20 protein-coding genes are annotated in these 24933 nt (G+C 64.9%); 3 read left to right on the top strand and 17 right to left on the bottom strand.

Annotated features, from left to right (window positions below):
* Positions 1–78: 78 nt before the first annotated feature.
* From GBA63_RS06755 to acs, 13 genes are all read right to left on the bottom strand, one after another.
* Complete coding sequence (locus GBA63_RS06755; RefSeq protein ID WP_166174641.1) at positions 79–1083, bottom strand: ABC transporter ATP-binding protein; 1005 nt, start codon at positions 1081–1083, stop codon at positions 79–81.
* On the bottom strand, positions 1080–2108 hold the full coding sequence (locus GBA63_RS06750; protein ID WP_228282489.1) for an ABC transporter ATP-binding protein: 1029 nt from the start codon (positions 2106–2108) through the stop codon (positions 1080–1082). Before GBA63_RS06750 ends, GBA63_RS06755 begins: the two co-directional genes overlap by 4 nt.
* Positions 2109–2118: 10 nt before the next feature.
* Positions 2119–3051, bottom strand: a complete 933-nt coding sequence (locus tag GBA63_RS06745) for an ABC transporter permease (protein ID WP_166174637.1) — start codon at positions 3049–3051, stop codon at positions 2119–2121.
* 15 nt (positions 3052–3066) lie between these two features.
* Positions 3067–3981: an ABC transporter permease gene (locus GBA63_RS06740; RefSeq protein WP_166174635.1), complete on the bottom strand. Its 915-nt coding sequence runs from the start codon at positions 3979–3981 to the stop codon at positions 3067–3069.
* A gap of 117 nt (positions 3982–4098) precedes the next feature.
* Positions 4099–5808, bottom strand: coding sequence for an ABC transporter substrate-binding protein (locus GBA63_RS06735; RefSeq protein ID WP_166174633.1), 1710 nt, complete (start codon positions 5806–5808; stop codon positions 4099–4101).
* Positions 5809–6055: 247 nt separating this feature from the next.
* On the bottom strand, positions 6056–7756 hold the full coding sequence (locus tag GBA63_RS06730; protein ID WP_166174631.1) for an ABC transporter substrate-binding protein: 1701 nt from the start codon (positions 7754–7756) through the stop codon (positions 6056–6058).
* A gap of 437 nt (positions 7757–8193) precedes the next feature.
* Entirely contained in the window at positions 8194–9240 is a 1047-nt protein-coding gene (locus GBA63_RS06725) for a hypothetical protein (protein ID WP_166174629.1), read from the bottom strand.
* The gene (locus GBA63_RS06720) at positions 9237–9743 is read right to left on the bottom strand and encodes an anti-sigma factor family protein (protein ID WP_166174627.1); all 507 of its coding nucleotides are present in this window, start codon (positions 9741–9743) and stop codon (positions 9237–9239) included. Before GBA63_RS06720 ends, GBA63_RS06725 begins: the two co-directional genes overlap by 4 nt.
* The gene (locus GBA63_RS06715) at positions 9740–10351 is read right to left on the bottom strand and encodes an RNA polymerase sigma factor (protein ID WP_166174625.1); all 612 of its coding nucleotides are present in this window, start codon (positions 10349–10351) and stop codon (positions 9740–9742) included. Before GBA63_RS06715 ends, GBA63_RS06720 begins: the two co-directional genes overlap by 4 nt.
* A gap of 377 nt (positions 10352–10728) precedes the next feature.
* A complete protein-coding gene (locus GBA63_RS06710) occupies positions 10729–11451 on the bottom strand; it encodes a Crp/Fnr family transcriptional regulator (RefSeq protein ID WP_166174623.1) in 723 nt (240 codons plus the stop codon).
* Between the two features lie 276 nt (positions 11452–11727).
* Positions 11728–12348, bottom strand: a complete 621-nt coding sequence (locus GBA63_RS06705) for a hypothetical protein (protein WP_166174621.1) — start codon at positions 12346–12348, stop codon at positions 11728–11730.
* Between the two features lie 153 nt (positions 12349–12501).
* Complete coding sequence (locus GBA63_RS06700; RefSeq protein ID WP_228282339.1) at positions 12502–13194, bottom strand: zinc metallopeptidase; 693 nt, start codon at positions 13192–13194, stop codon at positions 12502–12504.
* A 174-nt stretch (positions 13195–13368) separates the two neighbouring features.
* On the bottom strand, positions 13369–15291 hold the full coding sequence (gene acs, locus GBA63_RS06695; RefSeq protein WP_166174619.1) for an acetate--CoA ligase: 1923 nt from the start codon (positions 15289–15291) through the stop codon (positions 13369–13371).
* A 274-nt stretch (positions 15292–15565) separates the two neighbouring features.
* Here acs and GBA63_RS06690 point away from each other — a divergent pair, with 274 nt between their 5' ends.
* The gene (locus tag GBA63_RS06690) at positions 15566–17458 is read left to right on the top strand and encodes an LTA synthase family protein (RefSeq protein WP_166174617.1); all 1893 of its coding nucleotides are present in this window, start codon (positions 15566–15568) and stop codon (positions 17456–17458) included.
* 225 nt (positions 17459–17683) lie between these two features.
* Positions 17684–18463 (top strand): enoyl-ACP reductase FabI, encoded by a 780-nt coding sequence (fabI, locus tag GBA63_RS06685; protein ID WP_166174615.1) that lies wholly within the window; start codon positions 17684–17686, stop codon positions 18461–18463.
* Positions 18464–18549: 86 nt separating this feature from the next.
* Here fabI and dnaB read toward each other — a convergent pair whose 3' ends face one another.
* The 4 genes from dnaB to rpsF all read right to left on the bottom strand — a co-directional run bounded on the left by dnaB (position 18550) and on the right by rpsF (position 23968).
* Positions 18550–22671 carry a replicative DNA helicase gene (gene dnaB, locus GBA63_RS06680; protein WP_166174614.1) on the bottom strand — a complete coding sequence of 1374 codons (4122 nt, stop codon included), beginning with the start codon at positions 22669–22671 and terminating at the stop codon, positions 18550–18552.
* A 233-nt stretch (positions 22672–22904) separates the two neighbouring features.
* Positions 22905–23354, bottom strand: coding sequence for a 50S ribosomal protein L9 (rplI, locus tag GBA63_RS06675; protein WP_166174612.1), 450 nt, complete (start codon positions 23352–23354; stop codon positions 22905–22907).
* Between the two features lie 6 nt (positions 23355–23360).
* Positions 23361–23612, bottom strand: coding sequence for a 30S ribosomal protein S18 (gene rpsR / locus GBA63_RS06670; protein WP_166174610.1), 252 nt, complete (start codon positions 23610–23612; stop codon positions 23361–23363).
* A 23-nt stretch (positions 23613–23635) separates the two neighbouring features.
* Complete coding sequence (gene rpsF, locus GBA63_RS06665; RefSeq protein WP_266096307.1) at positions 23636–23968, bottom strand: 30S ribosomal protein S6; 333 nt, start codon at positions 23966–23968, stop codon at positions 23636–23638.
* 215 nt (positions 23969–24183) lie between these two features.
* Between rpsF and GBA63_RS06660 the strand changes: the two genes are divergently transcribed.
* Entirely contained in the window at positions 24184–24933 is a 750-nt protein-coding gene (locus GBA63_RS06660) for an ABC transporter ATP-binding protein (RefSeq protein WP_228282337.1), read from the top strand.

Below are 24933 nucleotides of genomic sequence, written 5' to 3'. Positions count from 1 at the left end.
TACAACGGTCAAACGCTATGTGGAAACGTCCACTCTCGCCGCGGCAAAACCTGAAGCCTGTAGCCCGAAACCTTTATTTCAGTCGATGCAGTGGCAGGCGGCGACCCAGTGCTCCGGGCTGACCTCGCGCCAGACCGGCTCGTCGTGGGCGCAGGCCTCGGTCGCGTAGGGGCAGCGGGTGCGGAAGCGGCAACCAGAAGGCGGGTTCACCGGGCTCGGTACGTCGCCTTCGAGCACCATCCGCTCCCGCTCGTTCTCCACGTCCGGGTCGGGGACCGGGACCGCCGAGAGCAGGGCCTGGGTGTAAGGGTGGACCGGGTTCGAGTACAACTCGTCGCTCGGGGCCATCTCGACCATCACGCCCAGGTACATGACGCCCACGCGGTCGCTTATGTACTTCACCACCGAGAGGTCGTGGGAGATAAACATGTAGGTGAGGTTGCGCTCCCTCTGGAGCTTCTTCATCAGGTTGATCACCTGCGCTTGAATGGAGACGTCGAGGGCGGAGACCGGCTCGTCGGCCACTATGAAGTCGGGGTCGACGGCCAGAGCCCTCGCTATCCCGATCCTCTGGCGCTGTCCCCCGGAAAACTCGTGCGGGTAGCGGTTGGCGTGCTCCCGGTTCAGGCCGACCGTTTCCAGGAGCTCCTGGACCCGGTCGTTGCGCTCTTTCGTGCTGTCCGCGAGGCCGTGGATGTCGATGCCCTCGGCGACGATGTCGCCGACTACCATGCGCGGGTTCAGGGAGGCCTGGGGGTCCTGGAAGATCATCTGCATCTTGCGCTTGAGAGAATGCGCCTCTTCGCCCGTCGCCTGGCTGATGTCCCTGCCGCCGTAGACGATCTGGCCGCCCGATGGCTCGTAGAGCCGGATCAGGGTCCGCCCGGCGGTCGATTTGCCGCACCCCGACTCGCCCACCAGGCCGAAGGTCTCGCCTTTCTTTATCTCAAGTGAGATCCCGTCCACGGCCTTGAGCATTGCCCCGCGCCCGACGTGGAAGTGCTTCTTCAGGTCCTTGACCTGGAGCAGCGCCTGCCCGTTCGCGCTCCCGTTCGGGCCGCCGTTCGTGGTCCCGTCCGTCATCGCTGCCCCCTGACCCGGACCGGGGGCTCGCCCTTCGGGGCCATCGGGTGGTGCAGCCAGCAGGCGGCCCAGTGTTCGTTCGAGAACGTGGTCTTGTCTGGCATCTCACCCTCGCAGACCTTCATGGCGTAGGGGCAGCGGGCCGTGAACGGGCAGCCCTTCGGCGGGTCGAGGGCGTTGGGAGGGGTGCCGGGGATCGGTATGAGCTCCTGGCTCCTGTCGGCGTTGGGGAGCGGGATCGAGGCCAGCAAGCCCCAGGTGTACGGCATCTGGGGGTTGTAGAAGATCTCGCGGACCGTTCCAGTCTCGACGATCCTGCCGCCGTACATGACGGCGACGCGGTGGGCCGTGCTCGCGACGACGCCGAGGTCGTGCGTGATCAGGATGATGGAAGTCCCTATCCTGTCCTGCAACTCGCGCATGAGGTCCAGGATCTGGGCCTGGATCGTGACGTCGAGGGCCGTCGTCGGCTCGTCGGCTATGAGTATCTGCGGGTCGCACGAGAGCGCGATGGCTATGACGACCCTCTGGCGCATCCCGCCCGAGAACTGGTGCGGGTACTGCTTGACGCGCTCCTCGGCGTTCGGGATGCCGACCAGCTTCAGAAGCTCCACCGCGCGCTCCGTCGCCCGGCGACCCTTCATCCCGAGGTGCTTGGTGAGGCTCTCCGAGATCTGGCGTCCGACCCGCATCGTCGGGTCGAGGGAGGTCATAGGGTCCTGGAAGACCATCGCTATCTTCGGCCCCCTGATGCCCTGCATCCGTCTCTCGGAATGCTTGAGGATGTCCTCACCCTCGAAGAGGATCTCGCCCCCCCGAACCAGGGTGTTGGCCGGCGGGTTCAACCTCATAATGCTTCTCGCCGCGACCGACTTTCCCGAGCCGGACTCACCGACGATCGCCAGCGTCTCGCCCCTACGGAGGTCGAAAGAGGCGCCCCTCACGGCCTGCACCTCGCCGGCGTAGGTTGAGAAGGAGATGCGCAGGTCCTTTACCTGCAGGATGGCGTCGTTCGCGCCGTTCAACGTCGCCAATTTACTTCCTCATCCTCGGGTCGAGGGCGTCGCGCAGGCCGTCGCCCAGGACGTTGAAGGTGAGCATCAGCACGCTGAAGACGGCGGCCGGGACCAGCAGCAGGTAGGCGTGGAAGCGCATCTCTTTGGCGCCGTCGCTGATCAGGGACCCGAGAGACGCGTTCGGCACCTGTATCCCGAGGCCTATAAAGCTCAGGACCGCCTCGTAAAAGATCGCGCTCGGAACCGTAAACATGACGGTGATGATTATAGGCCCGAGCGCGTTGGGGATGAGATGCTTCGTAAGGAGCCTGCGCTTGCCCGCCCCGAGCGACAACGAGGCGAGGGTGAATTCCTGCTCCTTGAGCTGCATCACCCTACCGCGCACGATCCGGGCCATCGTCACCCAGCCGGTCAGGCCGACGGCGATGCTGAGCGTGATGATGCCGGGATCGAGAACCACCATGACCAGGATGGCGACGACGAGGCTCGGTATTCCGACCAGCACCTCGATCGCGCGCTGCATGACGCTGTCCGTCTTGCCCCCCAACAGGCCCGAGACCGCCCCGTAGGTAACGCCGAGGAAGATGTCGAGCGCGGCGGCCAGGAACGCGATGTAAAGCGAGACCCTGGTCCCCTCCCACACGCGAACGAACATGTCCCGGCCGAACTTGTCCGTCCCGAACCAGAACCCTCCCGTCGGATCTCTGTAGCTGCGGCCGAGATCCTGCTCGTTGGAGGCGTAGGGGCTGATCAGGGGCCCGAGAATAAAAGCCATCACGAGCAGCAAGACGATCACCACGAGCGAGACCACGGCCGCCTTGTTCTTCTTCAGCCGTATCCAGGAGTCTTTCCAGAACCCTACCGAGGGACCGGAGATCTTCTCGGCGTCCTTGGCTGCCGTGCCGGCCGGCTCGAACAGGTCCGGCGTCAGATCCCTTTGGCGTGTCTCCATGCTCTTCTCCTCCCCCTAAGAGACCCGTATGCGGGGGTCGATGATCGCGTAAAGGACGTCCTGGACCAGGTAGGCGACTATAAAGAACACCGCGAAGAAGATGGTTGTACCCAGGATCACCGCGTAGTCGTTGACGAAGATGCAGCGCACGAACAGATCCCCGATCCCCGGCACCGCGAAGATGTTCTCGACGATTATGGAGCCGGTCACCAACCCCACCATGAGCGGCAGCAGCACGGTGACGAGTGGTATCAGGGAGTTGCGCAACACGTGCCGCATCACGACGGCCACCCTGGAGAGCCCCTTGGCCTTGGCGAGCGTGACGTAGTCCTGCCCCAAAACCTCCAGCATCTCGGCCCGGATGTACCGGGCCACTATCGCGATCACGAAGACCGCAAGACAGGCCGAGGGCATGATCGAGTGCGCCCAACTCTCGAAGAACGCTATCGGCAGCAACCCCCACTTGTAGCCGAACCAGTACTGCATGATCGGGCCGAGCACGAAGCTCGGCACGGAGATGCCCAGTATCGCCACCACCGTCGCCGTGTAGTCCAGGATGCTGTTGTGCCAGAGGGCTGCGACCACCCCGAGCACGAGGCCTGGAACGAGTCCGAAGACTATCGCCTGAACCCCGATGAACCCCGATATGGGCGCCCCGTCCATGATCACGGACGTAACCGACCTGTTCTCGAAGTAGAAGGAGTTCCCGAGGTCTCCCTGCAACACGTTCACCATGTACCAGAAGTACTGGACCGGCAGCGGATCGTCGAGGCCGTATTTGGCGTAGAGTTGCTCCCTGGCGCTGTCCGAGAGCTTCTCGTCCGCAAATGGCGTGCCGGGCAGAAGCTGGCTCATGAACCACGTAAGGGAGATGATCACAAAGAGCGTGACGAGCATGATTACCAGGCGTCGCGCCACATACCTCAACATGACGTTGCTGCCTCCCTATGAATAGTCATGAGGCCAGTCGATACTCGTGGCGGATGCGTGGAGCGACCCTGGTAACGAGCCGTTCCACGCATCATGCCGAATCCCTGCAACGGCTCGTTATCCCTCGAGCCTCCACAGGCTGAGGTCTATACCGCCGCCGTAGGGATGGTCCACGTAGTTCTTGATGTTGGACCGGATGAGCTCTGCCTCGCCGTCGAAGAAGATCGGCGCGACGGCCGCGTCTTCTTCCACCAGCAGCCTCTCCGCCTCCTGCATCAACTCCAGGCGAGCGGCGGGGTCGGCCTCGGCCTGCGCGTCGGTGATGAGCTGGTCGTACTGGTCATTCTGGTAGCCGCCGGTGTTGAAGGACGAGTCGCTGAGGTACAGGTCGAGGAAGGTCATAGGGTCGTTGTAGTCCCCGATCCAACCCTGCCAGGACATCTCGAAATCCCCGTCGGCTTCGAGCTGGAGCTTGGCGTCGAAGGGCTGGACTTTGATACGGGTCTGCAGCCCGAGGTTCTTCCTGAACTGCTCCTGCAAAAACGCCGCCACGTCTTCGGCCGGGTCGCCCTCGTAGACGAGCAACTCTATCTCGCCCGGCTCCTGGCCGAGCTCCTCGACGCCCTGTTCGAAGAGCCTGCGCGCTTCATCCGCGTTAAACTCCGGCACCGTCGGGCCCTGCACCTCGCGGAAGGTCTGATCGTCCCCGCCGTTCGCGGCCATGCCCTCCGGCACGTACCCGGTTGCGGGCTTGGAGCCGTTGTTGAGGATCTGGTCGGCTATGGCCTGCCGGTCGAAGCCCATCTGGATGGCCTTGAGTATGTTCGAGTTCTGGAAGATCTCGTTCTCGTAGTTCCAGGTGAGGTAGAAGGTGGCGAAGAACGTCTGCGTGTTGAACTCCGGGGAATCCCGGTACTCGTCCACGTACTCCGCGCTGAGGCCGGCCACGTCTAGGTCGCCGCCTTCGTAGAGATTCACGATGGTGTCCTGCTCCGTTACGATCACGGCCTCGACCTTCGGGATGTCCACGTTGTCCGCGTTCCAGTAGCGGTCGTTCTTCTCGAAGGTCACGCCCTTTGTCGAGTTGAACTCCGTCAGGGTGTAAGGACCGTTGTAGAGCAGGCCGTCGGCGCCCTGGGCGTAGTTGTCGCTCTGCTCTTCGACGAAGCTCTGCTTCTGGGGCAGGTAGGTGAAGAACGAGGTGAGGCCGAGGAAGAACGGCGCCGGCGCCGCCAGCGTAACCTCGAGCGTCTTATCGTCGGTGGCCCGGATGCCCACGTCCTCCCGGCTACCCTCGCCGGCGTTGAACTCCGTGCCGCCCTCGACGAATTGGCCGATGATAAAGGCGTACTGGCCCGCCGTCTCGGGGTCGAGCGCCCGCAACCAGGCATACTCGAAGTCCTGCGCCGTGACGGGCGAGCCGTCGGACCACTGCACGCCGTCACGCAGCGTAAAGGTGTAGTTGAGCTGGTCGTCGCTAATCTCCACGCCCTCGGCGATAGCCGGCTGCGCCTCGGTGTTCTCGTCCAGCCGGTAGAGGCCGTCCATGACGTTGAGCAGGACGTCCGTGGATACGGAGTCGGTGGTGGTGGTGGAGTTCAGGTCCCTGATGGCGTCCCCGAGGTTGATGGTGATGGAGTTGCCACCACCGCCCCCGCCGCCGTTGCCCCCGCCCTGCCCGCCCCCGAAGAGGCTGCCGCACCCGGCGGTGCCTAGCAAGGCGGCGCCGGCCAGGCCCGTCCCGCCCATCTTCAGAAAGTCCCGGCGGCTGAACCTCGCGAGGTCCAACGGTCTGGGCATCATGGGCCGCATTTTCTTTCTGGTCATGATTTCTCCTCTCTAATCCCGGTGCCCGCCGCACGCAAAAACGCCAGGTACTAGCGTATGATCGGTGTACGAATCCCCCCGGCTTCGGACGACTTCTTCGGTGCGGCATCAAGATTTGTCTTGCGGCAGTATAAGCCTAACTTTAACGATCTTGCAATGCGAAGGCCCTGCGACGCTCGTACGGCCGGACAAAGACGACCCCGCGAGATCCTTTCTCTTGTCTCGCGGGGTTCTGTACCGGTGTCTTCTACTTGCCTTCGAGGCGCAAGGGCTTGTATTCTGCGGCGGCGCCGTAGGGGTGGGCCACGTAGTTCTTGAGGTATGGTTTCTCGAGCCTCGCGAGGGCACCGTGGGATATAGGGCCTATCGCGGCGTTCTCCTCGAGAAGTATTTTTTCGGCCTCGGCCATCATCTCCATCCGCCGGTCATTGTCGGGCTCCGCCTTCGCGCCGCTGATGAGCTCGTCGTAGCGGTCGTTCGAGAAGCTGACGGTGTTGAACCCGGACTCCGAGAGCCAGAGGTCCATAAACGTCATCGGGTCGTTGTAGTCCCCGATCCAGGAGTAGGCCGAGATCTGGTAATCCTTGTCGTTTGTACGCTCGTAGAGTGCGTCGAAGGGCAACGACGTGACTTTTACATCGGCGCCCAGGTTTTTGCTCAACTCCTCCTGCACGAAGGCGCCGAAGTCCTTGGAGGTGTCGTCGTCGCTGACCAGGATGGTCAAGGGAGGCGCCCCACCCAGTTCTTCGGACCCCTGCTCGAAGAGCCGCCTGGCCTCCCCGGCGTCGAAAGCAGGCAAGGTGTCTCCCGTCGCCTCGCGGAAGGTCTCGCCTCCAGGACCGGCAATACCTATCGGTGCGAACCCGACCGCCGGCCGCGAACCGTCGTTCAGGATCCTGTCGGCCACGATCCGGCGGTCGTAGCCGATCTGGATGGCCTTGCGGATGTTGAGGTTGTCCATCGCCTCGTCCTGAGCATTGAAATGGAGGTAGAAGGTGGAGAAGTATGGTGAGGATTCGAACTCCGGCGAGTCCTGGAACTCGTTGTAGTACTGGCCGGCGAGGGCGAAGACGTCGAGGTCTCCCGCCTCGTAGAGGTTGAGCGCCGTCTCGTCTTCTTTGACGATTCTGACGTTCACCCGCTCAACGCCCACGTTGTCCTTGTCCCAGTAGTCCTGGCTTTTCTGAAGCACTGCCTGGCTTGAAGGCTTGAACTCCGTGAGCGTGAACGGGCCGTTGTAGACCAGAGCGTCCGGGTTCAGCCCGAACTGGTCGCCCTGCTGCTCGGTGAACTCCTGGTTGAGGGGCAGGTAGGTTGGGAAAGAGGTCAGCCCCAGGAAGAAGGGGGCCGGTTTGGTGAGGGTGACCACCAACGTCTTCTCGTCGGGCGCCTCCAGGCCCACGGAGCCCTCATCGGTGTCCCCCGCCAAAAATTCCGCGCCGCCGTCTATGTAGTCCGTGAGGATAAACGAGTAGTCGCCCGCCGTATCGGGACCCATGGCCCTGAGCCACGCATACCTGAAGTTCTCCGCCACGACGGGATCGCCGTTCGACCACCGGAGCCTGTCCCTGAGCGTAAAGGTGTAGGTGATGTCGTCGTCGCTGATCTCGACGCCCTTGGCCTGGGCCGGCGCGGGCTCTGTGTTCTTATCGAGACGGTAGAGCCCCTCCATCACGTTGTTCAGGATCGAGAAGGAGTAAATGTCCGTGGTGGTCGTGGAGACGATGTCCACGATGTCGCCCTCGTAATAGTCGTTGAATACCTTGCTGCCGCCACCGGCCCCCTGCTCTTGCTGGCCGCCCCCCTCGAACACGCCGCACCCCGCACCGCCAAGCAGGACCGTCCCGGCCAGCCCTGCGCCACCGACCTTGAGGAAGTCCCTGCGCGTTACCGGTTTGAGGCTTAGAACCCTGTCGGCGCCGAGCCCGCCCTTTGCCTTGCCGTTCAAGTCTTCCCTCCCTTGCATTCCCAGCATTTTCTTCTGTGTCGAGTCCTGGAGATACATGAGCCAAGTTACATCACCGCGAAACCCGGCGCGACCCCGCCTCAGTACAGGAGTTCGCCCGTCGCAACTCCTGCTCTCTTGTGCCACCCGCACAAGAGAGCAGGGCCCCGGTACGGGCTGGCGAACGCCCGAGTCGGCTCGCGGCATCGGCCCTATCGGAGACTATCCTCGAACCATCGGGCCATCCGCTTTAGCCTGGGCGACCCTGTTGCCACGGCAACCGCGAACTCTTCTTGCTTTTCGTTTGTCTCCGTCGACTCGCGGCCAAACGTGGAGGGCGGACGCGCCTTTACCGAAGCACCGGTAGACAATATGGAGGCGTGAGGGCCGGGGTTTCGGTAGCGGGCAGACGGCTCGCCCGTCGAAGCTGCGCGAACCCTCTACGCGTCGCGGCGGTCGCCGACGAAGGCCTCGTAGGAGGGGTAGGTGGGGCGGCGTGCCCGGCGTCGGGAAGCGAGGGCCAGGATCGCGGCGCCGGTACCGAGGAGGGCGAGGCCGAAGAGCAGGATCTCGCCGAGGATCGGGATCAGGGTGGTGGCGGCCACGAGGATCGCGCCCACCGCCGCGGCCGAAGCGTTGCCCGACCGGTAGCGGCCGGTGGCGAGCACCACTTTTCGGCCCACGTAGAACGCCGCGACCAGGGCGCCGTAGAAGACGAGGGCCAGGTAGGCGGGCGCCAGTAGAAGCAGGAGGGGCACGCCCACCACGGAGACGGCCAGCGCGACGGAGAGGACGAGGACGGCGGGCACGGAGACCAGGCCCACGAGCAGAGACCAACCGGGGGCCTCCTCGGCCCGCCGGGCGGAGGCGGAAAGGGCGCGCGGGGCTACCACGGCGGCGAGCACGACGCACGCGGCGAAGCCGGCGGCGGCGAGCAACCAGCCGAGATAACCGAGTAGCCCATCGTCTCCGGACGACTCGAATTCCGGCATCATGCCGGCGCCCATCGGGCCGTGGATCACGGCCCCCGGGTCAGGGCGGAATTCACCGCTGCCCGGACGGACGTGGCCCATCACAACGGCGTCGGGCCCGAGGCGGATGTCCCCGTGGTCCACGTCGATGCTGCCGACGCGGGAGTTCACGTACACGTCGCCGAACCCCGCGTCCACCTCCCCCGTCACGGGCTCGCGCACCTTTATGTCGCCGAAGCCGGAGTTGACGCTGCCGTCGACGGGGGCGCCCACCCGGACGTCCCCGAACGCCGAATGCACGTTCCCGGCCACCGGCCCGTGCACGCTCGCGTCTCCAAAGACGGTCGAGACCTCGCCCGTGTGACCGCCACGCTCGACCACCACGTCCGCGAAGACGCTCTTCTCCCCGGCGTACGCGGGGAGCGGCGGCAAGAAGATCACGAACCCGATGAGGGCGACGGAGGCCGCGATCAGGGGCCGAGCGTCGAACCTGCTGAGGGTTACCGAGGCGCTCATGCTTCGCGCGCGCGCCGGCGCGAGACGGAGAACACCACCCCCGCTATGAGGAGATCCAACACGGCCCCGACGCCAAGGGCCACCAGAAGCGCCGGTCCCGCTGCCACGAGAAAGGCCTCGGCCACCTCCGCGAGCCCGGAGACGAAGCCCCAGAAGGCCCCGACCGAGTCGAGCACGAAGGCGGCAGGGTTCGTTCCGTCGAGGCTCAGGGCCACCGAGACGGCGACCAGCAGGACTACCGCGAGCCCGGCCCACAGGACCCTGGCCCCCATCAGCCGGGTCGGAAGCGCCATCGCCACTTCCCGGCAGACCGAAGGCGTCTCCCCGACTTCGAGCCCGCCCATGCAAGCGCTCAGTTCCAGCTCTTCCATGTAGAGCTTCTTGCAGGAAGGACAACGGTCCAGGTGGTCCAGTACCTCGCGCCCTTCCTCGGGAGGGAGTTCCCCGTCGGCGAGCTCGAAGACCCTCTTCGGGTCGCAGCGGGGCCCGCCGGGGCGGTTCATGCCCCCTCCCCCGCCTCCTCCAGCCTCCCGGCCAGCATGTTGCGGGCGCGGAAGAGCCGGCTCTTTACGGCCGGCACGGAGATGGAGAGGACCTCGGAGATCTCGGCGTAGCTCATCCCCTCGGAGTAGCGCAGCACTATCGGCACGCCGTAGGTCTCGGGCAACGTCGCCACCGCCGCCTGTACGCTGCGAGACTGGTCCTTGCGCACCGCCTCGCCCTCCGGTCCACCGGAGACGGCGGCGTGGGTCTCCGGGTTGAACTCGACGGTCTCCTTGCGCCTGCGCAGGGTGTCGATCCCGAGGTTGTTGGCGATGGCGAGCAGCCAGGTCTTGAACCGGTACTCCGGGTTGAACGTCTCCAGCCTGTCGTAGGCCCGCAAGAACGTCTCCTGCACGAGATCCTCGACGGAGATCTCGCGGCGGGCGTAAGGATAGAGCACCTTCCCGACGAGCCGCTCGTAGCGCTTTACCAACTCCTCGTAAGAACGCACGTCCCCGGCCATCGTTCGCGTAACGAGCTCGTTGTCCTCGAGGCCGGCACGCCGAACCGAGAGGCCCTTGAGCCTCGTCCGCCACCCTCCCACCGCCACAGCAGATGCGTAATCCATATCGGACTGAGTATACGCCCTCGCGCCGGAAAGGTTTCCGGCGCAGCACGCTCGCTTCGCGAGCTTTCGGCACGCTGCGCCCTAAGGGCTTCGCTTTCGGCAGGCATCGGCCTGCTTCGCAGTCCTCGCTCTCAGCCCGCTCCGGCTGCGCCTCCGCTTTCAGCTTTTTGCCGTGCGAAGCCCAACCGGGCCACGTATGGCGCTGCGATTCGAGTGTCATAAAGCGTGACGCCTACGGACGACTGGGCTGAAAGCCTCCCGCAGGGAGGCGTGCTGAGAGTGGAAGCCGAAGGCTGGAGCGTGCTGACAAGGCGCCAACGGCGCCGGGCTGAAAGCGGAGCCCGAAGGGCGCAGCGTGCGCGCCGGCTTTGCCGGCGCTAGATCTGTGTCTGTCCGTCGACGGTGAGGCCCGAGAGCCTCGAGGCGTGCTCGGCGAGGGCCGTGCGGTCGAGGATGGCTATGCGGCGGTTGCGGTTCTCTATGACGCCCTCGCGCTGGAGCTCGCTCATCACCTTGGAGACGGCCTCTCTTGTGGAGGCGATCATGTTGGCGAGATCCTGGTGCGTGAGCCGCACGTCTATCAGCGAACCCTTCCCGTTTTCCCGGCCGAAGCGGTCGTCCAGGTTGCTGAGCAGAGTAGCGAGCCGGGTCGAGACCTCCCGGTGCAGAAGGCTCTCTATGACCTCGTCCGACTGGCGGAGCCGCTCCGAGAAAGAGGAGAAGAGCTTCAGGGCAAACGCGGGGTCCCTCTTTATGACCATCTCAAGCGAGCTCTTCTGAACGCCGGCGACCCGCGCCTCCGTGACGGCCTCGGCGAACACGTTCTGCCAGCGGCCCTCGACGAGGTTCAGCTTGCCGAAGATGCCGCCGTTCTTGAGCAGCGCCGTGGTCGCCTCCTTGAAGTCGCCGTAGATCTTGTACAGACGAACCGTGCCCGAAAGAAGAAAGTAGAGCTGATCGTCGGGGTCCCCCGGCGCGAAGATGGTGTCTTTGGGCGAAAACCTTCGCTCCACCGTCCTGAGGCCAACCTCCTCGAAATCTTCGAGGCTGAACCCTTCGGGCGCGGTCGTCGCGGCGAATCCCCCGGTGTTGTGGCTCAAAAGCATCTGGCTCTTCTACCTCTCTAACAGACCCTTTGCCCCCAACACCTCGTGCCGGGTGGCACCATTATACCCAAACATTCTAACGCCTCGCGCCCACCAGATGCATCTTTAGGTGTACTTTTTTGAGAATCGTTCCTGTAAGCGCTCTTGTTTGTGGCGATTTGCTCCGCGAATCGCGCTGCCAGCTTTCAGCGGTCAGCTTTCAGCTCGCTTGGCTTTTGCTGATGGCTGAGAGCGGAGGCGAAGCCGGAGCGCGCTGATAGCTGACCGCTCTTAAGCGGCCTTTCTGGTCCACCTGAGTTCCACGCCCTGGCGTTTGGCGACGAAGAGGAGGTCGTCGCGCAGGCCGTCGACGTCCTTGTCGTAGACGCTGACGATGCAGAAGCCGCAATGCCTGTAAGCCCAGACGAAGGGGGCGAGGTCCCCGGCCACCTTCGACTCGGTTCCGAGCCCCCAGGCGTCTGCCAGTTCCAGCCGTCCCTCTACGAGATCCAGGGTGATCCGCCACCCCTCGTCGGTCGGCACCTCGAAGTAGCCCGGAAGGTGTCCTGACGGGACCATGCCGTCCTGGAGGTCTTTGGCGAAGGACCTCTTGTGGGCCTCGACGCCGGCCAGGTACTCGGTGTCGTCCACCCGCCGCGGCGACCGGGGGACGTACTTGCGGTGCTCGGTGACCTTGACGCCCTCGGGCGGGTAGAACCCGACGAAGGGGACCGGGGAGCGCCAGAGGTGCTTCACGACGCCCAAAGTGACGTTGCGCCGGGCCGCCGGCTTCCCAACCGACTCGGCGACGCGCACGCCCGCCAGGCGCATGTGGCGGGGCTCCCACGGGTGCGGCTCCCCCACGGTCCGGAGCCTGCGCCGCCTCTTCGTTATCCGACGAACGTCTTCCATAGCGGGCATATTCTACAACCTGTTTCCGCGTGCCGCCCGGGCGGTTCGAGACCCCGGGCCGCAGACCTCAAGTTGCGGGTCGAGGGCGGGAGCCGTGGCACGAGAAAGGGCGGGGCCCTAAAGCCCCGCCCCGTCCATCGGCTCGGGTTTCGCCTACTCGCGGCTCAGGGCGAACAGGTAGAGCAGCGTGAGAAGCGAGGTGAGGGCCGCGGCTATGTAGGTGAAGGCCGCCGCCGTAAGGACCCGGCGGGTGCCGCCTGCCTCCGTAGCAGAGAGGATACCGTAGCGGGTCAAGAGGCCGTAGGCGCGGGTCGAGGCGTTTATCTCGACCGGCAGCGTGACCACGTGGAAGGCCAACACGCCTGCGAAGGCAATGACGGCGAGCTGGATGAACAGCTGGCCTATGCCCGTCGAGACGCCCATGATGATGGCCAGGAAGAAGAGCGGCGTCCAGAGCTGGCCGCCGAAGTTCACTATCGGGACGAGCCCGGAGCGCAGCTTCATCGGCACGTAACCCGAGGCATCCTGTATCGCATGTCCGACCTCATGGGCCGCAACGCTGACGCCCGCGATGGTGCTCTCCCTGAAGTTGCCCTCCGAGAGCCTCACCACCTTGCTGCGCGGGTCGTAGTGGTCCGTGAGCGTGCCCGCCACGGGCTCGACGCGGACGTTCGAGAGGCCGTTGCGGTCCAGGATCATGCGCGCCGTCTGGGCCCCCGTGAGGCCGCTGTTGCTCCTCTGCTTGGAGTACTTCTTGTACGAGCTCCTCACCCACAGCGCCGCGGCGCCCGAGATCAGGGCCCCGATGATCATAATGAACAGGTAACCGAAACCGATACCGCCCAACTCTTGTTCCTCCTAGGGAAGATTTACTGCGGATATTCTACTACATACCCGTACGTCGGAAGCCTTAGAAAGTTCTAATGAGGTGCCAGGACGCGGGCCCGGCGGGGGCCAAAAACGGGGCGGGGATCTCTGGTCCCCGCCCCGTCGGGGCGCGCGTCCGGTTGGGCGGTGGCTTTACTGCCGGGCCGCCTTCAGGTCGTCGACGACCGAGGGGTCGGCCAGGGTCGAGGTATCGCCGAGGTCTTCCTGGCCCTCGGCGACGCCGCGGAGGACGCGGCGCATGATCTTGCCGCTGCGCGTCTTCGGGAGGTCGGGGGTGAAGATGATCTCCTCCGGCCTCGCGTGGGGGCCAATGGACTTTCTAACCTGGTTGTTGAGCTCCTTGATTAGCTCCTCGTCGCCCTCACGGTCGCCTTCGAGGATGACGTAGGCGACGATGGCCTGGCCCTTGTCCTCGTCGTTGCGCCCGATAACTGCGGCCTCGGCGACGGACTCGTGGCCGACGAGCGCGCTCTCTACCTCCATCGTGCCGATTCGGTGGCCCGAGACGTTCATCACGTCGTCGATCCTGCCGGTGATGGTGTAGTAGCCGTCCTCGTCACGCTCGGCGCCGTCCTCGACGAAGTACTTGTCGCCGAGCCGCTCCCAGTACGTCTTGCGGTAACGCTCGGGGTCCTTGTAGATCGTGCGGAGCATGCTGGGCCAGGGCCTGGTGATCACGAGGTTGCCCTTGCCGGCGCCCTCTATGGGGTTGTCCTCTTCGTCGTAGATGTCGACCGAGATGCCGGGGAAGGGACGGGTAGCGCTGCCCGGCTTGGTCTTCGTGAGGCCGGGGAGGGGCGCTATCATGATGGCGCCCGTCTCCGTCTGCCACCAGGTGTCCACGACGGGGCAGTTGCCCTTGCCGACGTTGTTGTGGAACCACTCCCAGGCCCGCGGGTTGATCGGCTCGCCCACCGTACCGAGCAGGCGAAGGCTGGAGAGGTCGTGCCCTTCCAGCGGTTCGGTACCCTGCTTCATGAACGCCCGGATCACGGTCGGGGCCGAGTAGTAGATCGTCACCCCGTGCCGCTCGATGAGGTCCCAGTGGCGGTCGGGACCGGGGTAGCTAGGCGTGCCCTCGAACTGCACGGTAGTCGCCCCGTTGCTGAGGGGCCCGTAGACGAGGTAGGAGTGGCCGGTGACCCACCCTATGTCGGCCTGGCACCAGTAGACGTCGTCGTCCTTGACGTCGAGGACCCACCTGGTCGTGGCCTTGACCTGGGTGAGGTAGCCGCCCGTGGTGTGCACGATGCCCTTGGGCTTGCCGGTCGAGCCGGAGGAGTAAAGGATAAAGAGGATGTCCTCCGAGTCCATCTCCTCGGCCGGGCACTCGTCTTCGGCCTCGGCCGCGAGGTCTTCCCACCAGTGGTCGCGGCCCTCCGTCATGGGCACGTCCTCGCCGACGCGTTTAGCGACGACCACGCTATCGATGGAGGGAGTGTCCTTGAGGGCCTCGTCGGCGTTCTTCTTGTGGTACGCCGTCTTGCCGCCGCGGGGGCCGCCGTCGGCGGTCACGAGGACCTTCGCCTCGCAGTCGTTTATGCGGTCGCGCAAAGAGTCGCCAGAGAAGGCGCCGAAGACGACCGAGTGCGGGGCACCGATGCGGGCGCAGGCGAGCATGGCGATGGGAAGCTCGGGGATCATGGGCATGTAGATCGCGACCGGGTCGCCCTTCCCGACGCCCAACCCTTTGAGCACGTTGGCGAACTTCTTTACCTCCGCCGTGAGCTCGGAGTAAGTGTAGGCCTTCCCCTCGCCCGGCTCGTCGGACTCCCAGAGGATGGCCGTCTTGTCCCCCCTGCCCTGCTCGACCTGGTAGTCCAGGCAGTTGTAGGCGACGTTCAGCTTGCCCCCGACGAACCACTCGGCCTCGGGCGGGTCCCAGTTGAGGACCTGGTCCCACTCCTTGAACCAGTGGAGCTCCTTCGCCCGCTTCTCCCAGAATCCTTCGTAATCTTTCTCCGCCTCGTCGTACACCGAAGCATCGTCCACGTTGGCCTGCCGGGCGAACTCCTCCGGCGGCTCGTAAGTGCGGATCTCGGTCTCTTCAGCCATCACTCTCCCTTTCCTCGTGTCATGCGGCAGGCCTGTTCACGGACGCGGTAGGCCCCGCTGGGACCCGAACCGCTACCTGCTCGCCTTTTGCACGGGCTCCCTTTCCAAGTCACCCAAACTGCCCGTACAATATTACCCGTTACGCCGCCGGTCAATCATGGAGGTTTCTTGAGAGGATTCGGGCCTGCGGCGTGGTCTGCGAGGGCGGGTTCGTGTGAAAATTTTGTTAAACTCTGCCGCATTTGAGGCGGCAAACGAAGGCAGGGCGGGCGTCGTGAAGCGCCTCGACAGGTTGTTGACGCGTGGGGATTGGATCTACCTCGCGAGCTTACTCGTGCCCCTGGTCGTCTACAACCTCGTGCTCAAAGTGGTCCGCATAGTCACCCGTCCGGACCCGCCCGGCTTTCTCGGTTTTCTGGATCAGGTCCGTTCCGACCTCCTCTTCAACCTCGGGTTCGCGGCGCTCTGGATCGGCGTCTTCGCCGTCGTGAGGGGCGGCTGGCCCAGGCGCGCGGTCCTGATCCTGTTTCACCTCGCCGTCGTGGTGGTCGTGATCCTGACCACCAGCGCCCACTTCTTCTACACGACCACGGGCTCGACGCTGGACCTGAGCTTCGTGCTCGTCTCGATCTCCTCGATCGGGGAGATCCAGGGCGCCATCGGCTCGGAGACGACGACCCTGCACTGGGCCCTGGTCTCCGTCATCCTCTTCTACACCCTCGCGGGCCCGGCCCTGCTGACCCGCCTGTTTACCGGCACCTGGGATCCCCAGCCGGACGCCCCGGGGAGCCCGGGCCGGGCCCCGCTCACCGTCGGCCTGGCCGCCGTCCTGCTCTTCTCCCTTTCGGTAGTGCCGAGCGTGACCAACGCGGGCAACGCCTTCGCCAGGGACCCGTTGGCGAACATGGTGGTCAACGAGGTCGCCACGACGGAGGTCGAGGCGAACGTCTCCCCGGAATCCCTCCCGACGGACACGAGCCTCTCCCCCACGCCCGAGACCGAGAAACGAAACGTGGTGTTGGTCTTCCTCGAGTCGACGCGCGCGGAATCGACGACCGCGTACAACGACGAGATCGACACGACGCCGTTCCTGGACGAACTCTCCGAAGAGAGCCTGATGGCGGAGCGGGCCCACGCCGTGGTCCCGCACACCTCAAAGGCGCTGGTGGCGACCGCCTGCGGGGTGCCTCCGCCCCTCGACACCCAGAAGACGGAGTCCGAGCCTGGCATCATCCCGGCCCGGTGTTTGCCGGAGCTCCTGGAAGAGCAGGGCTACAACAGCGCCTTCTTCCAGTCGGCCACCGAGACCTTCGAGCGCAGGCCCCAGCTCGTGGACAACTTCGGGTACGGGCACTTCCAGGCGATAGAGGACATGAGCAAGACGGGTTACCAGCGCGTCAACTACTTCGGGTTCGAGGACGAGATCATGCTGAAGCCCAGCCGCGCCTGGCTCGAAGAGAACGCCGACGACGGCCCGTTCATGACCACGTACCTGACGGTCACCCCCCACCACAACTACGTGGTCCCGCAGCGCTACGGCACGAAGAAGTACTCGTCAGACCCGGAGTTGAACAGGTACCTGAACACCGTCCGTTACCAGGACTTCTTTCTGGAGAAGCTCTTCGACCAGTACAAGGACCTCGGGCTCTACGAGGACACCATATTCGTGATCCTGGGCGACCACGGCGAGGGTTTCGGCGAACACGGCCTCAAGCAGCACGACAACACGATCTACCAGGAAGGCCTCCACATCCCCCTCCTCGTCCACGATCCCAAGAACCCCGAACCGCGACGCGTCGAGGAGAACGTCAACGAACTCGACGTCCTGCCGACGGTCGCCGACATGCTCGGGTACAGGGTGGAAGGCGGCGACTACCCCGGCTTCTCGCTTCTCTCTCCGCCGGAGGACCGAAGGCTCGTGGCGAGTTGCTACCACGAGCGCACCTGCCTGGCGAGCATCGACGGGGATAAGAAGTACATCTACTCCTACGGCAACCGCGGCGAGGAGTACTACGACCTCTCGGAAGATCCCGAAGAGAAGAAAAACCTGATCGAAGAGCAGGGCGACAAGAAGATAGAGGACCTCCGGGACGACCTGCTGGCCTGGGAGGCCCGCGTCACGGACTCCTACGAGCAGCAACGCCCGCAGGAGGAGACGACCGAGTAGAGCGGTCAGCTATCAGCACGCGTCGGGCCTGCTTTGCAGCCCCTCGCTATCAGCTGTCAGCTTCTTGCCGCCCAGGTCCCCACCGGGCGGCGCCATATCCGACGGTTCGGGCAACGGGCGGCGTGACGGATCGAGACGACTGGCTGATAGCTGACCGCTGAAAGCTCTTTGCTCTTTCCGTAGACTGTGCCGGACTTTGTGAGGGACGAAGCCCCGGGAGGCGAGATGTCTGGACTGCTAGAAGGCAAGAAGGTGCTGGTTACGGGTGTCCTGGACCGCCGGTCCATAGCCTACTCAGCGGCGCGGCTGGCGGCCGAACAGGGCGCGGAGGTGGTTCTGAGCAGCTTCGGCCGCGCCCGCAGCCTCACCGAAAGGACAGCGAGAAAGCTGGATCCCCAGCCCCCCATTCTTGAGCTGGACGTCAACAAGCCCGAGGACATCGAGGCCGTCGCCGCCGACCTGAAAGAACGCTGGGGGCAGGTCCACGGCGTCGTCCACGCCATCGCCTTCGCCCCCGAGGACGCCCTCGGCGGCAACTTCCTCACGGCCGAGTGGCCCTCGGTCGCGACGGCCGTCCAGACGTCGGCCTATTCGTTGAAGGCTCTTACCGTCGGCCTCTCGGACCTGATGAAACCAGGGGCCTCCGTCGTCGGCCTCGACTTCGACGCCCGCGTGGCCTGGCCCTCCTACGACTGGATGGGCGTGGCAAAGGCGGCCCTGGAGTCTACCTCCCGCTACCTCGCCCGCGATCTTGGCGAGAAGGGCATCAGGGTGAACCTGGTCTCGGCAGGCCCAGTAAAAACCCTGGCCGCCAAGGGCATCAGCGGCTTCGAGGAGATAGAGGGCGAGTGGGGCAGGCAGGCGCCCCTGGGATGGGAGACGACGAACCCCGAGCCGGTCGGGCGGGCGGTGGTGAGCCTCCTCTCCGACTGGTGGCCCGCGACCACCGGGGAGCTCATTCACGTCGATGGTGGGTACCACGCCATGGGGACGAAGATCAGGTAGCTTGTCAGCCGGTCAGCGCTTCAGCTTGTCAGCGGCCAAGGACGCTCTGGCCGGTGGCTGGACGGAGCCGCGGAGCATGGACGCCGCTAGCCGCGGCGGGCCAGTGAGGCGAACTTGGTGTACTGCTCCAGCCACGCGAGCTGCACCTTGCCCGTAGGCCCGTTGCGGTGCTTGCCAACGATGACCTCCGCTATGCCCTTGTCGTCCGATTCGGGATTGTAGTATTCGTCTCGATACAAGAACATTACCATGTCCGCGTCCTGCTCGATGGCGCCCGAATTATGGCTGACGATGCCGTCGGCGAGCCAGGAAGCCGGTCCTGGAACGGTTAGGTCGAAGACCTCTTCCTCTCCCGAAGGCACCACTTCTACCACCCGGTCCCAGAAGAGATCGCTCTCCGCGTCGGCGAGCAGCGTTTCGTCTTCGAGCAGGCTGGCGTATTCGGCCATCAGTGTGCGAGATGGTGCGAACCGGAACCGCGACGAGCCGCCGTAGGACGTGCCTCTCGCCAGCGACATGGCGCGGTGGGAGACACCACGGGCTGCCATGCTCGCCTTCACCTTTGCGAAGAACTCGGCGGGCAGTGTATCCACGTTGGTTCCATCGCGACGGGATGCAAGGAGTCGCGCGAGCTTCTCAGCCCCCTCGCGACGGGGACCGAAGGCTCCCACCTGATCGAGGAAGAGTCTCTGGTCGCGAGTACCGGAGACGGAGACCGTGAACATCGGGCGGTGTCCGCCCTGGTCGACCTCACGAAGCCGGGCCACGATGCCGATGCGCAGAAGCAGGGCGGCAACGTCGTCCGCGAGGCCCCTGCTGTTGGTGGAGAAGCAGATCGTGGAGGAACCGTGCGTCCCCGGTTTGCGAGCAAAGATCGTCCCATCGGTAGCCCACAAATGCCTGAGCAGGACAACGATGGACTCGTTGCCGAGCCCGAAGACGGGTTCGGGGATGCGTTTCTCGTGGGACCTCTGGCCGAAGATGCCAAGTTCGCGCAGCCAACGGTTCACACCCGCGGGATGCCAGCGGTTGCCGTTGCCGCTCAAGACGAGTTGGTGCCAGTTGTCCCTTCCCGCGTGGCGGTTCACCCGAACGCCGAACTCTTCTATGGCCGACTTCGCGACGAGGCGGCTGTTCTCCTCCGAGGCGGTGCAGTAGCGTAACGGCTGGCCGCTCAAGTAGCTGCCGTCCCCGATCAGGTGCCCCAGCAACGCCAGGCGTGCCTCGGACCATCTTCCCGCGGCCTCCGGCTCCGGTACGCCACGAGCCAGCGCGAGCCTGTCGCCAGGACGCAGCTCTCCCACACGTATCCAACCGTCAGCGCCGAAAAGCCGGTGCCTGGCCGTGGCCCTAACCTCGCGTCCGCTGGCGAGCCTCACCGTAAAGACCGGACGCCGTCCCACCGACCACACGCGGTCGGCCTCGGACTCCACGATCTTCCCTCCGGGCGACATCGCCAGCACGCGCGGCGTCGCTCCAACCAACTCTCGCACGGGCACGCGACGGCCGTCCGCGAGCAACACCAGCGTATCCCCGGTCACACAATCCCTGAGGTCCGAGAGCATGGGACGTTTGTCGTGGCGGGATTCGACGGCGCGGGAGAGCTGGGCGATGGCGAGGACGGGGACGTCGAGGTCGCGGGCGAGGACCTTCAAACCGCGGGAGATCTCGGCGATCTCTTGCTGACGGTTGTCGTTGCGGCTGCCCTGCCCGATCATGAGCTGCAAATAGTCCACGACGACGAGCGAGAGCGGCGGCCCACCGGTGGCGCCGAGCTGGCTCGCGAGGCGCCTCACCTTCGCGCGCATCTCCATCAACGTAACACCCGCTGTATCGTCGATCCAAATGGGAGCCTCGCTGACCTGCGCCACGCCCCTGAGGAGCTTCGGCCAGTCCTCGGCCTTGACGTTGCCGCTCCTCAAAGCCTGGGCCGGTATGCGGGTCGTCTGTGAGATGAGGCGCTGCACGAGTTGCTCCTTGCTCATCTCCAGAGAGAAGATCGCAACCGGCATCTTTTTCTCGCCAGCAGCGTGCCATATAGCGTTCAAAGCAAGCGCGGTGTTGTGGACGCAGACGTCGTTGGCGACGAAGTTGTGGGTATCGGGGACTGTAAGGTCGTACACCTGCTCGAGGCCGAGCGGCTCTATGCTGACGATGCGGTCCCAGTACACGTCGCTACCGGCGAGATCTCGCAGGCCTTCATCGTCCAGCGCTTCGGCGAACAGGGCCAGCCTCTCTCTTGAGAGGGACCGCGTGCCGACGTGGAGATTGTGCCCCGGACCGTGGCCCACCCGCCGGGCCAATGAGGACCACGACTCACCTTCCCTGGCCTCGTCGATGAGCTTCCATACTTCGCGCGGTACCAGATCCCGGTTGGCGTGGCGGCGTTTGTTTTCCAGGGCTTCAGAGACACGCACCACGGCTTCTTCTTTGCCAAAGATGCCGATCTCCTGGATGAAGGCACGGATCGAGTCCGCGCCGGTGATGTCCAGCTGGTAAGCCGGGCGACGTGCGCCTCCGTACTTCACGGATTTCTCTCGTAGCGAGGAGATCACACCGAACCTCAGCAGCAAGTGTTGGACCTGCCGGGCGAGCTTATCGCTCACTGAGCAGTAACCTAGCTGGGTCTGTCCGGAAGCCAGTACCGTGGCCCACCCGTCGGTCGCGAAGAGGCGGTTCAAGAACAAGGCCAGCTCTTCGCGCGGGGTCCGGAAAACGAGGTCAGGAACGAATTTGTCTTTCGCCCCGCATCCCCACAGTCCGAGCCCGTCTAGCCAGCGCCGCAGCGCGTTCGGGGCGTTGGTACGCGCCCGGTCCAGGCCGGAGACTTCAAGGGCCACGGAAATTTCGGAGAGCGCCCCGCGGAGCCTGAGCGCGGTGGCTTCGTTCGGAACGGTCTTGCCCAGGGTCCAGTTGGTTACCGATGCCGGGCTGACCCCCACCAGGCCGGCGAGCTCGCTGGCGGGACGGCCGGACTGCAGCGCCGCAGCCCGCAACGTCCTGGCAAATTCCTCCCGGTGCCGTCGAACGACCACGCGGTCGGAGCAGACGCAAAGCGTCGGCGTCCGCGTGCCGTCGGAGGTCTCGGCCCGAAAGTACAGACCACCGAACTCGCCGATGGCATCCGCGAAGTCCTTGCGCACGGTCGGGTTGGCGTTGGTGAAGCGGGGCGTGCGTCCGGTCATGTTGCCGTCGCCGAGCATGTAGGCGAGGAGTTTGACGCGGTGGGTACCGAGCGGTTTGTCTCCGAAGACCGGCATCCGGCGCGGGACGGCGACGTGGTCGCCCACCGAAAGCTCCCCGAGCTTTCGCCATCCGCCCATCGTAAGGAACGGGTGGGTGAGCGTCGTCTTGATCTCACGCCCGAGGCGCGTCGTCACCCGGAAGACGGGCTTCACCCCGTCGTCTATGAACTCGCTCGGGCTGGTCCAGGAAAGCTTGTGACCGTTCCCGAGCGTCATCAGTCGCGCTTTCCGCTGGTGGAAGATCTCCTCGATGGTCCTGACGCTGCCGTCGGCGAGCACGATCTCGGCGTCGGCGCTCAGGCATTTCCCCATGGCCGGCCTGGCGGCGAGGACGACCAGGTCGCTCTTGTGGAAGCCGGTCGTGAGCCGGTCGAGGTCCTCGAATCCGGCCTCGACGCCGGTTACCTCGCCCTCCTGTTCGTAGAGGCGTTGGATCATCTCCAGAGCCCCGGGCGCGAGCTCCGAGACCGGGGCCAGGTGCTGCTTTAGCGTCCTGTTCGAGACGCCGTAGATGAGCTGCTCGGCTGAGTCCAACGCCTCCGTTACGTCCTCGGGTTCGCGGAAGGCGTCCTCCGTTATGCGGCTGCCGACGTCTATGACGGAGCGCAAGAGCGCCTTGCCGCGAACTATCTCGGCGTAGCGGGCGGCGTTGGAGGCCGTCGGGACGCTCTCGACGAGCTGGAAGACGTAGGCCCGGCCGCCGACGCGGTCGAACTCGTTTATGGAGTTGAGTTCGTTCGTGAGCGTGATCTGGTCTATGCGGTCCCCGCGCGAGTAGAGCCGCATCATAGCCCCGTAGATGATCCGGTGCGTCTCCGAGTAAAACTCCTCGGCCGTGAGCTGCTCCGCCACAGCGGCCACAGCGGTCTCCGAGACGAGCAAAGCCCCTATTACCGCCCGCTCGGCATCCAGGTCATGCGGCGGCACGCGGGCCGCGTCGGCCCCCGTCTCTACGCTCCGCATCCTCCCCCGACGCTCCATAGGACTCCCAAATATGCAACACAAAGGCCCCCGTTACAAGACGGGGGCCTTCACCTTCTGGTCCAGGTCATACATAAACCTACACCTCAACTACACCCACCCCTCCCGAGGTATCCCGGGAGGACAAGCGTTCCGGCAAGAGGCCGGGCCGTCAGCAGAACAAAAAAAGCTGACGGCCGAAAGCTGAAAGCGCGGTTCGCTGCACGAACCGCCGGCTACAGTTTGGGGACGACGATGACCTTGACGCTGGCTTCGACGTCGCCGTGGACCTGGATCGGGACCTGGTGGGTGCCGAGGGACTTTATGGGCTCGTCCATGCGGACCCTGCGCCGGTCGATCCGGACTCCGCGGGCCTTCTCGACGGCGTCGGCGACGTTCGCGGCGGTGACGGAGCCGAAGAGGCGCTCGTCCTCGCCGGTGCGGGCCTCGATGGTGATCACGCTCTTGTTCAGGGTCGCGGCGATCTCCTCGGCGCGCTCGGCGAGGCGGCGGTCCCGCTCCTCGCTCTCGGCCATCTCGCGGCGGGCCTCTTCCATCTTGCCCGGCGTCGCGACCTCGGCGAGGTTGCGGGGGACCAGGAAGTTGCGGACGTAGCCGCGGCTAACGTCCACGATATCGCCCCTCTGGCCTATCTTGTCCACGTCCTGGGTCAGTATCACCTGCATGGCCCTTTACCTTCCTACCACGTAGGGCAGAAGCGCCATCTCGCGGGCGCGCTTGATCGAGGTGGCCGCCTCGCGCTGGTGCTGCGGGCAGAGGCCGGTCACCCTGCGGGCCCGGATCTTGCCCCGGTCGGAGACGAACCGGCGCAGCACGTTGTAGTCCTTGTAGTCCACGTACGCGACGTCCTCTTTGCAGAAGACGCACGGCTTGCTCTTTACCGGCCGGCCCCCGCGGGGCGGGCCACTCCTTCTCTTACCCATTCTCTACCTCCTGGAGAGTCGTGTTAGGCCGGGACTTCTTCGGGCTCCGGCAGCGGCTTGTGCGCGTAGCTCGGCGGGAGCTTCACGATCGTGTGCCGCAGCACGTCGTCCGAGACGCGCAGGATGCGCTTGAGCTCGACGAGGGTCCGCTCCCCGGTCGTGAACTCCATGACGACGTAGAAACCGTCGGTGCGGTTGTCTATCTCGTAGGCGAGCTTGCGGCGGCCCCAGTGCTTGGGCTCGCCGGCCTCGCCGCCCGTGCGCTCGATGATCGTGCGAAAACGGCCGACCGTATTCTCGACCTGCTCTTCGTCGAGCTCGGGTATGACTATGAGCATGGCTTCGTAAGTAGTTATGGTTGCCTCCTCCGGTCTAGATTCGGCTCCCCGGGCTCGTCCCGGCGGAGCAGGGGCTTATGCGATTGCCGCGGGATTCTACCAGCGGGATGTAGATGTTACAAAGGTTTTGAGGTTCTCAGGTTTTTAGGGGCGCCTGGCAGTGTGGGTCCCGACTCCCCACCCCTCAAAGCCTTCTTCGTCGTGTCGGTCCTATGCACGGATATACTCGGCTCGTGGAGAACGGTGTTCCAAACGCTGTCGAGACGGTGGGCCTGCGTAAGGTCTACGGCGAGGGTTCGACGGCGGTGCGGGCGCTCGACGACGTCTCTTTGGCGTTCCCCAACGGGGAGTTCGCCGCGATCATGGGCCCAAGCGGGTCGGGTAAGAGCACGCTGCTGCACATCCTCGGCGCCCTGGACAAGCCCTCGGAAGGGCGCGTCATCGTCGGCGGGACGGAGCTGTCCGGGCTCTCCGACAGGGAGCTCACGCTGCTGAGGCGGCGGCGGATGGGTTTCGTGTTCCAGTTCTTCAACCTCATACCGACGCTCTCGGCCGAGGAGAACGTGCTCCTGCCGGTTTTGATCTCCGGCAAGAAGCCGGGCAAGTACGCGAGGCGGGTGGACGAGCTTCTAGACCTCGTCGGCCTGACGGGCCGCCGGGATCACAGGCCGGACGAGCTCTCGGGCGGCGAGCAGCAGCGGGTCGCCATAGCCCGCGCCCTCATACGCTTCCCCGACATCATCCTCGCCGACGAGCCGACCGGAAACCTCGACTCGAGGACCGGAGCCGAGGTGCTCGTCCTCCTCAAAGAGTCGGCCGCCCGCTACGACCAGACCATCCTGATGGTCACCCACGACCCGCGCGCCGCCTCCGCCTCAGACAGGGCCGTCTTCCTCTCCGACGGCCGCGTGGTCGACGAGGCCCGCGACCCCAACCCGGACGACATCCTCGAGCGCATCAGGACGCTCGAATCCCTGGGCTGA

Origin of the sequence: Rubrobacter tropicus (genome assembly GCF_011492945.1) — a bacterium.
Taxonomy (GTDB): domain Bacteria; phylum Actinomycetota; class Rubrobacteria; order Rubrobacterales; family Rubrobacteraceae; genus Rubrobacter_D; species Rubrobacter_D tropicus.
The sequence above is the reverse complement of the archived record's forward strand: the minus strand, read 5'-3'. Positions and strand labels throughout refer to the sequence as shown.

Excerpts from the sequence above, each read along its gene's own strand:
- GBA63_RS06755 (WP_166174641.1), bottom strand. The coding sequence starts at position 1,083 with ATGACGGACGGGACCACGAACGGCGGCCCGAACGGGAGCGCGAACGGG.
- GBA63_RS06745 (WP_166174637.1), bottom strand. The coding sequence starts at position 3,051 with ATGGAGACACGCCAAAGGGATCTGACGCCGGACCTGTTCGAGCCGGCC.
- GBA63_RS06740 (WP_166174635.1), bottom strand. The coding sequence starts at position 3,981 with ATGTTGAGGTATGTGGCGCGACGCCTGGTAATCATGCTCGTCACGCTC.
- GBA63_RS06735 (WP_166174633.1), bottom strand. The coding sequence starts at position 5,808 with ATGACCAGAAAGAAAATGCGGCCCATGATGCCCAGACCGTTGGACCTC.
- GBA63_RS06725 (WP_166174629.1), bottom strand. The coding sequence starts at position 9,240 with ATGAGCGCCTCGGTAACCCTCAGCAGGTTCGACGCTCGGCCCCTGATC.
- GBA63_RS06720 (WP_166174627.1), bottom strand. The coding sequence starts at position 9,743 with ATGAACCGCCCCGGCGGGCCCCGCTGCGACCCGAAGAGGGTCTTCGAG.
- GBA63_RS06715 (WP_166174625.1), bottom strand. The coding sequence starts at position 10,351 with ATGGATTACGCATCTGCTGTGGCGGTGGGAGGGTGGCGGACGAGGCTC.
- GBA63_RS06705 (WP_166174621.1), bottom strand. The coding sequence starts at position 12,348 with ATGGAAGACGTTCGTCGGATAACGAAGAGGCGGCGCAGGCTCCGGACC.
- acs (WP_166174619.1), bottom strand. The coding sequence starts at position 15,291 with ATGGCTGAAGAGACCGAGATCCGCACTTACGAGCCGCCGGAGGAGTTC.
- fabI (WP_166174615.1), top strand. The coding sequence starts at position 17,684 with ATGTCTGGACTGCTAGAAGGCAAGAAGGTGCTGGTTACGGGTGTCCTG.
- dnaB (WP_166174614.1), bottom strand. The coding sequence starts at position 22,671 with ATGCGGAGCGTAGAGACGGGGGCCGACGCGGCCCGCGTGCCGCCGCAT.
- rplI (WP_166174612.1), bottom strand. The coding sequence starts at position 23,354 with ATGCAGGTGATACTGACCCAGGACGTGGACAAGATAGGCCAGAGGGGC.
- rpsR (WP_166174610.1), bottom strand. The coding sequence starts at position 23,612 with ATGGGTAAGAGAAGGAGTGGCCCGCCCCGCGGGGGCCGGCCGGTAAAG.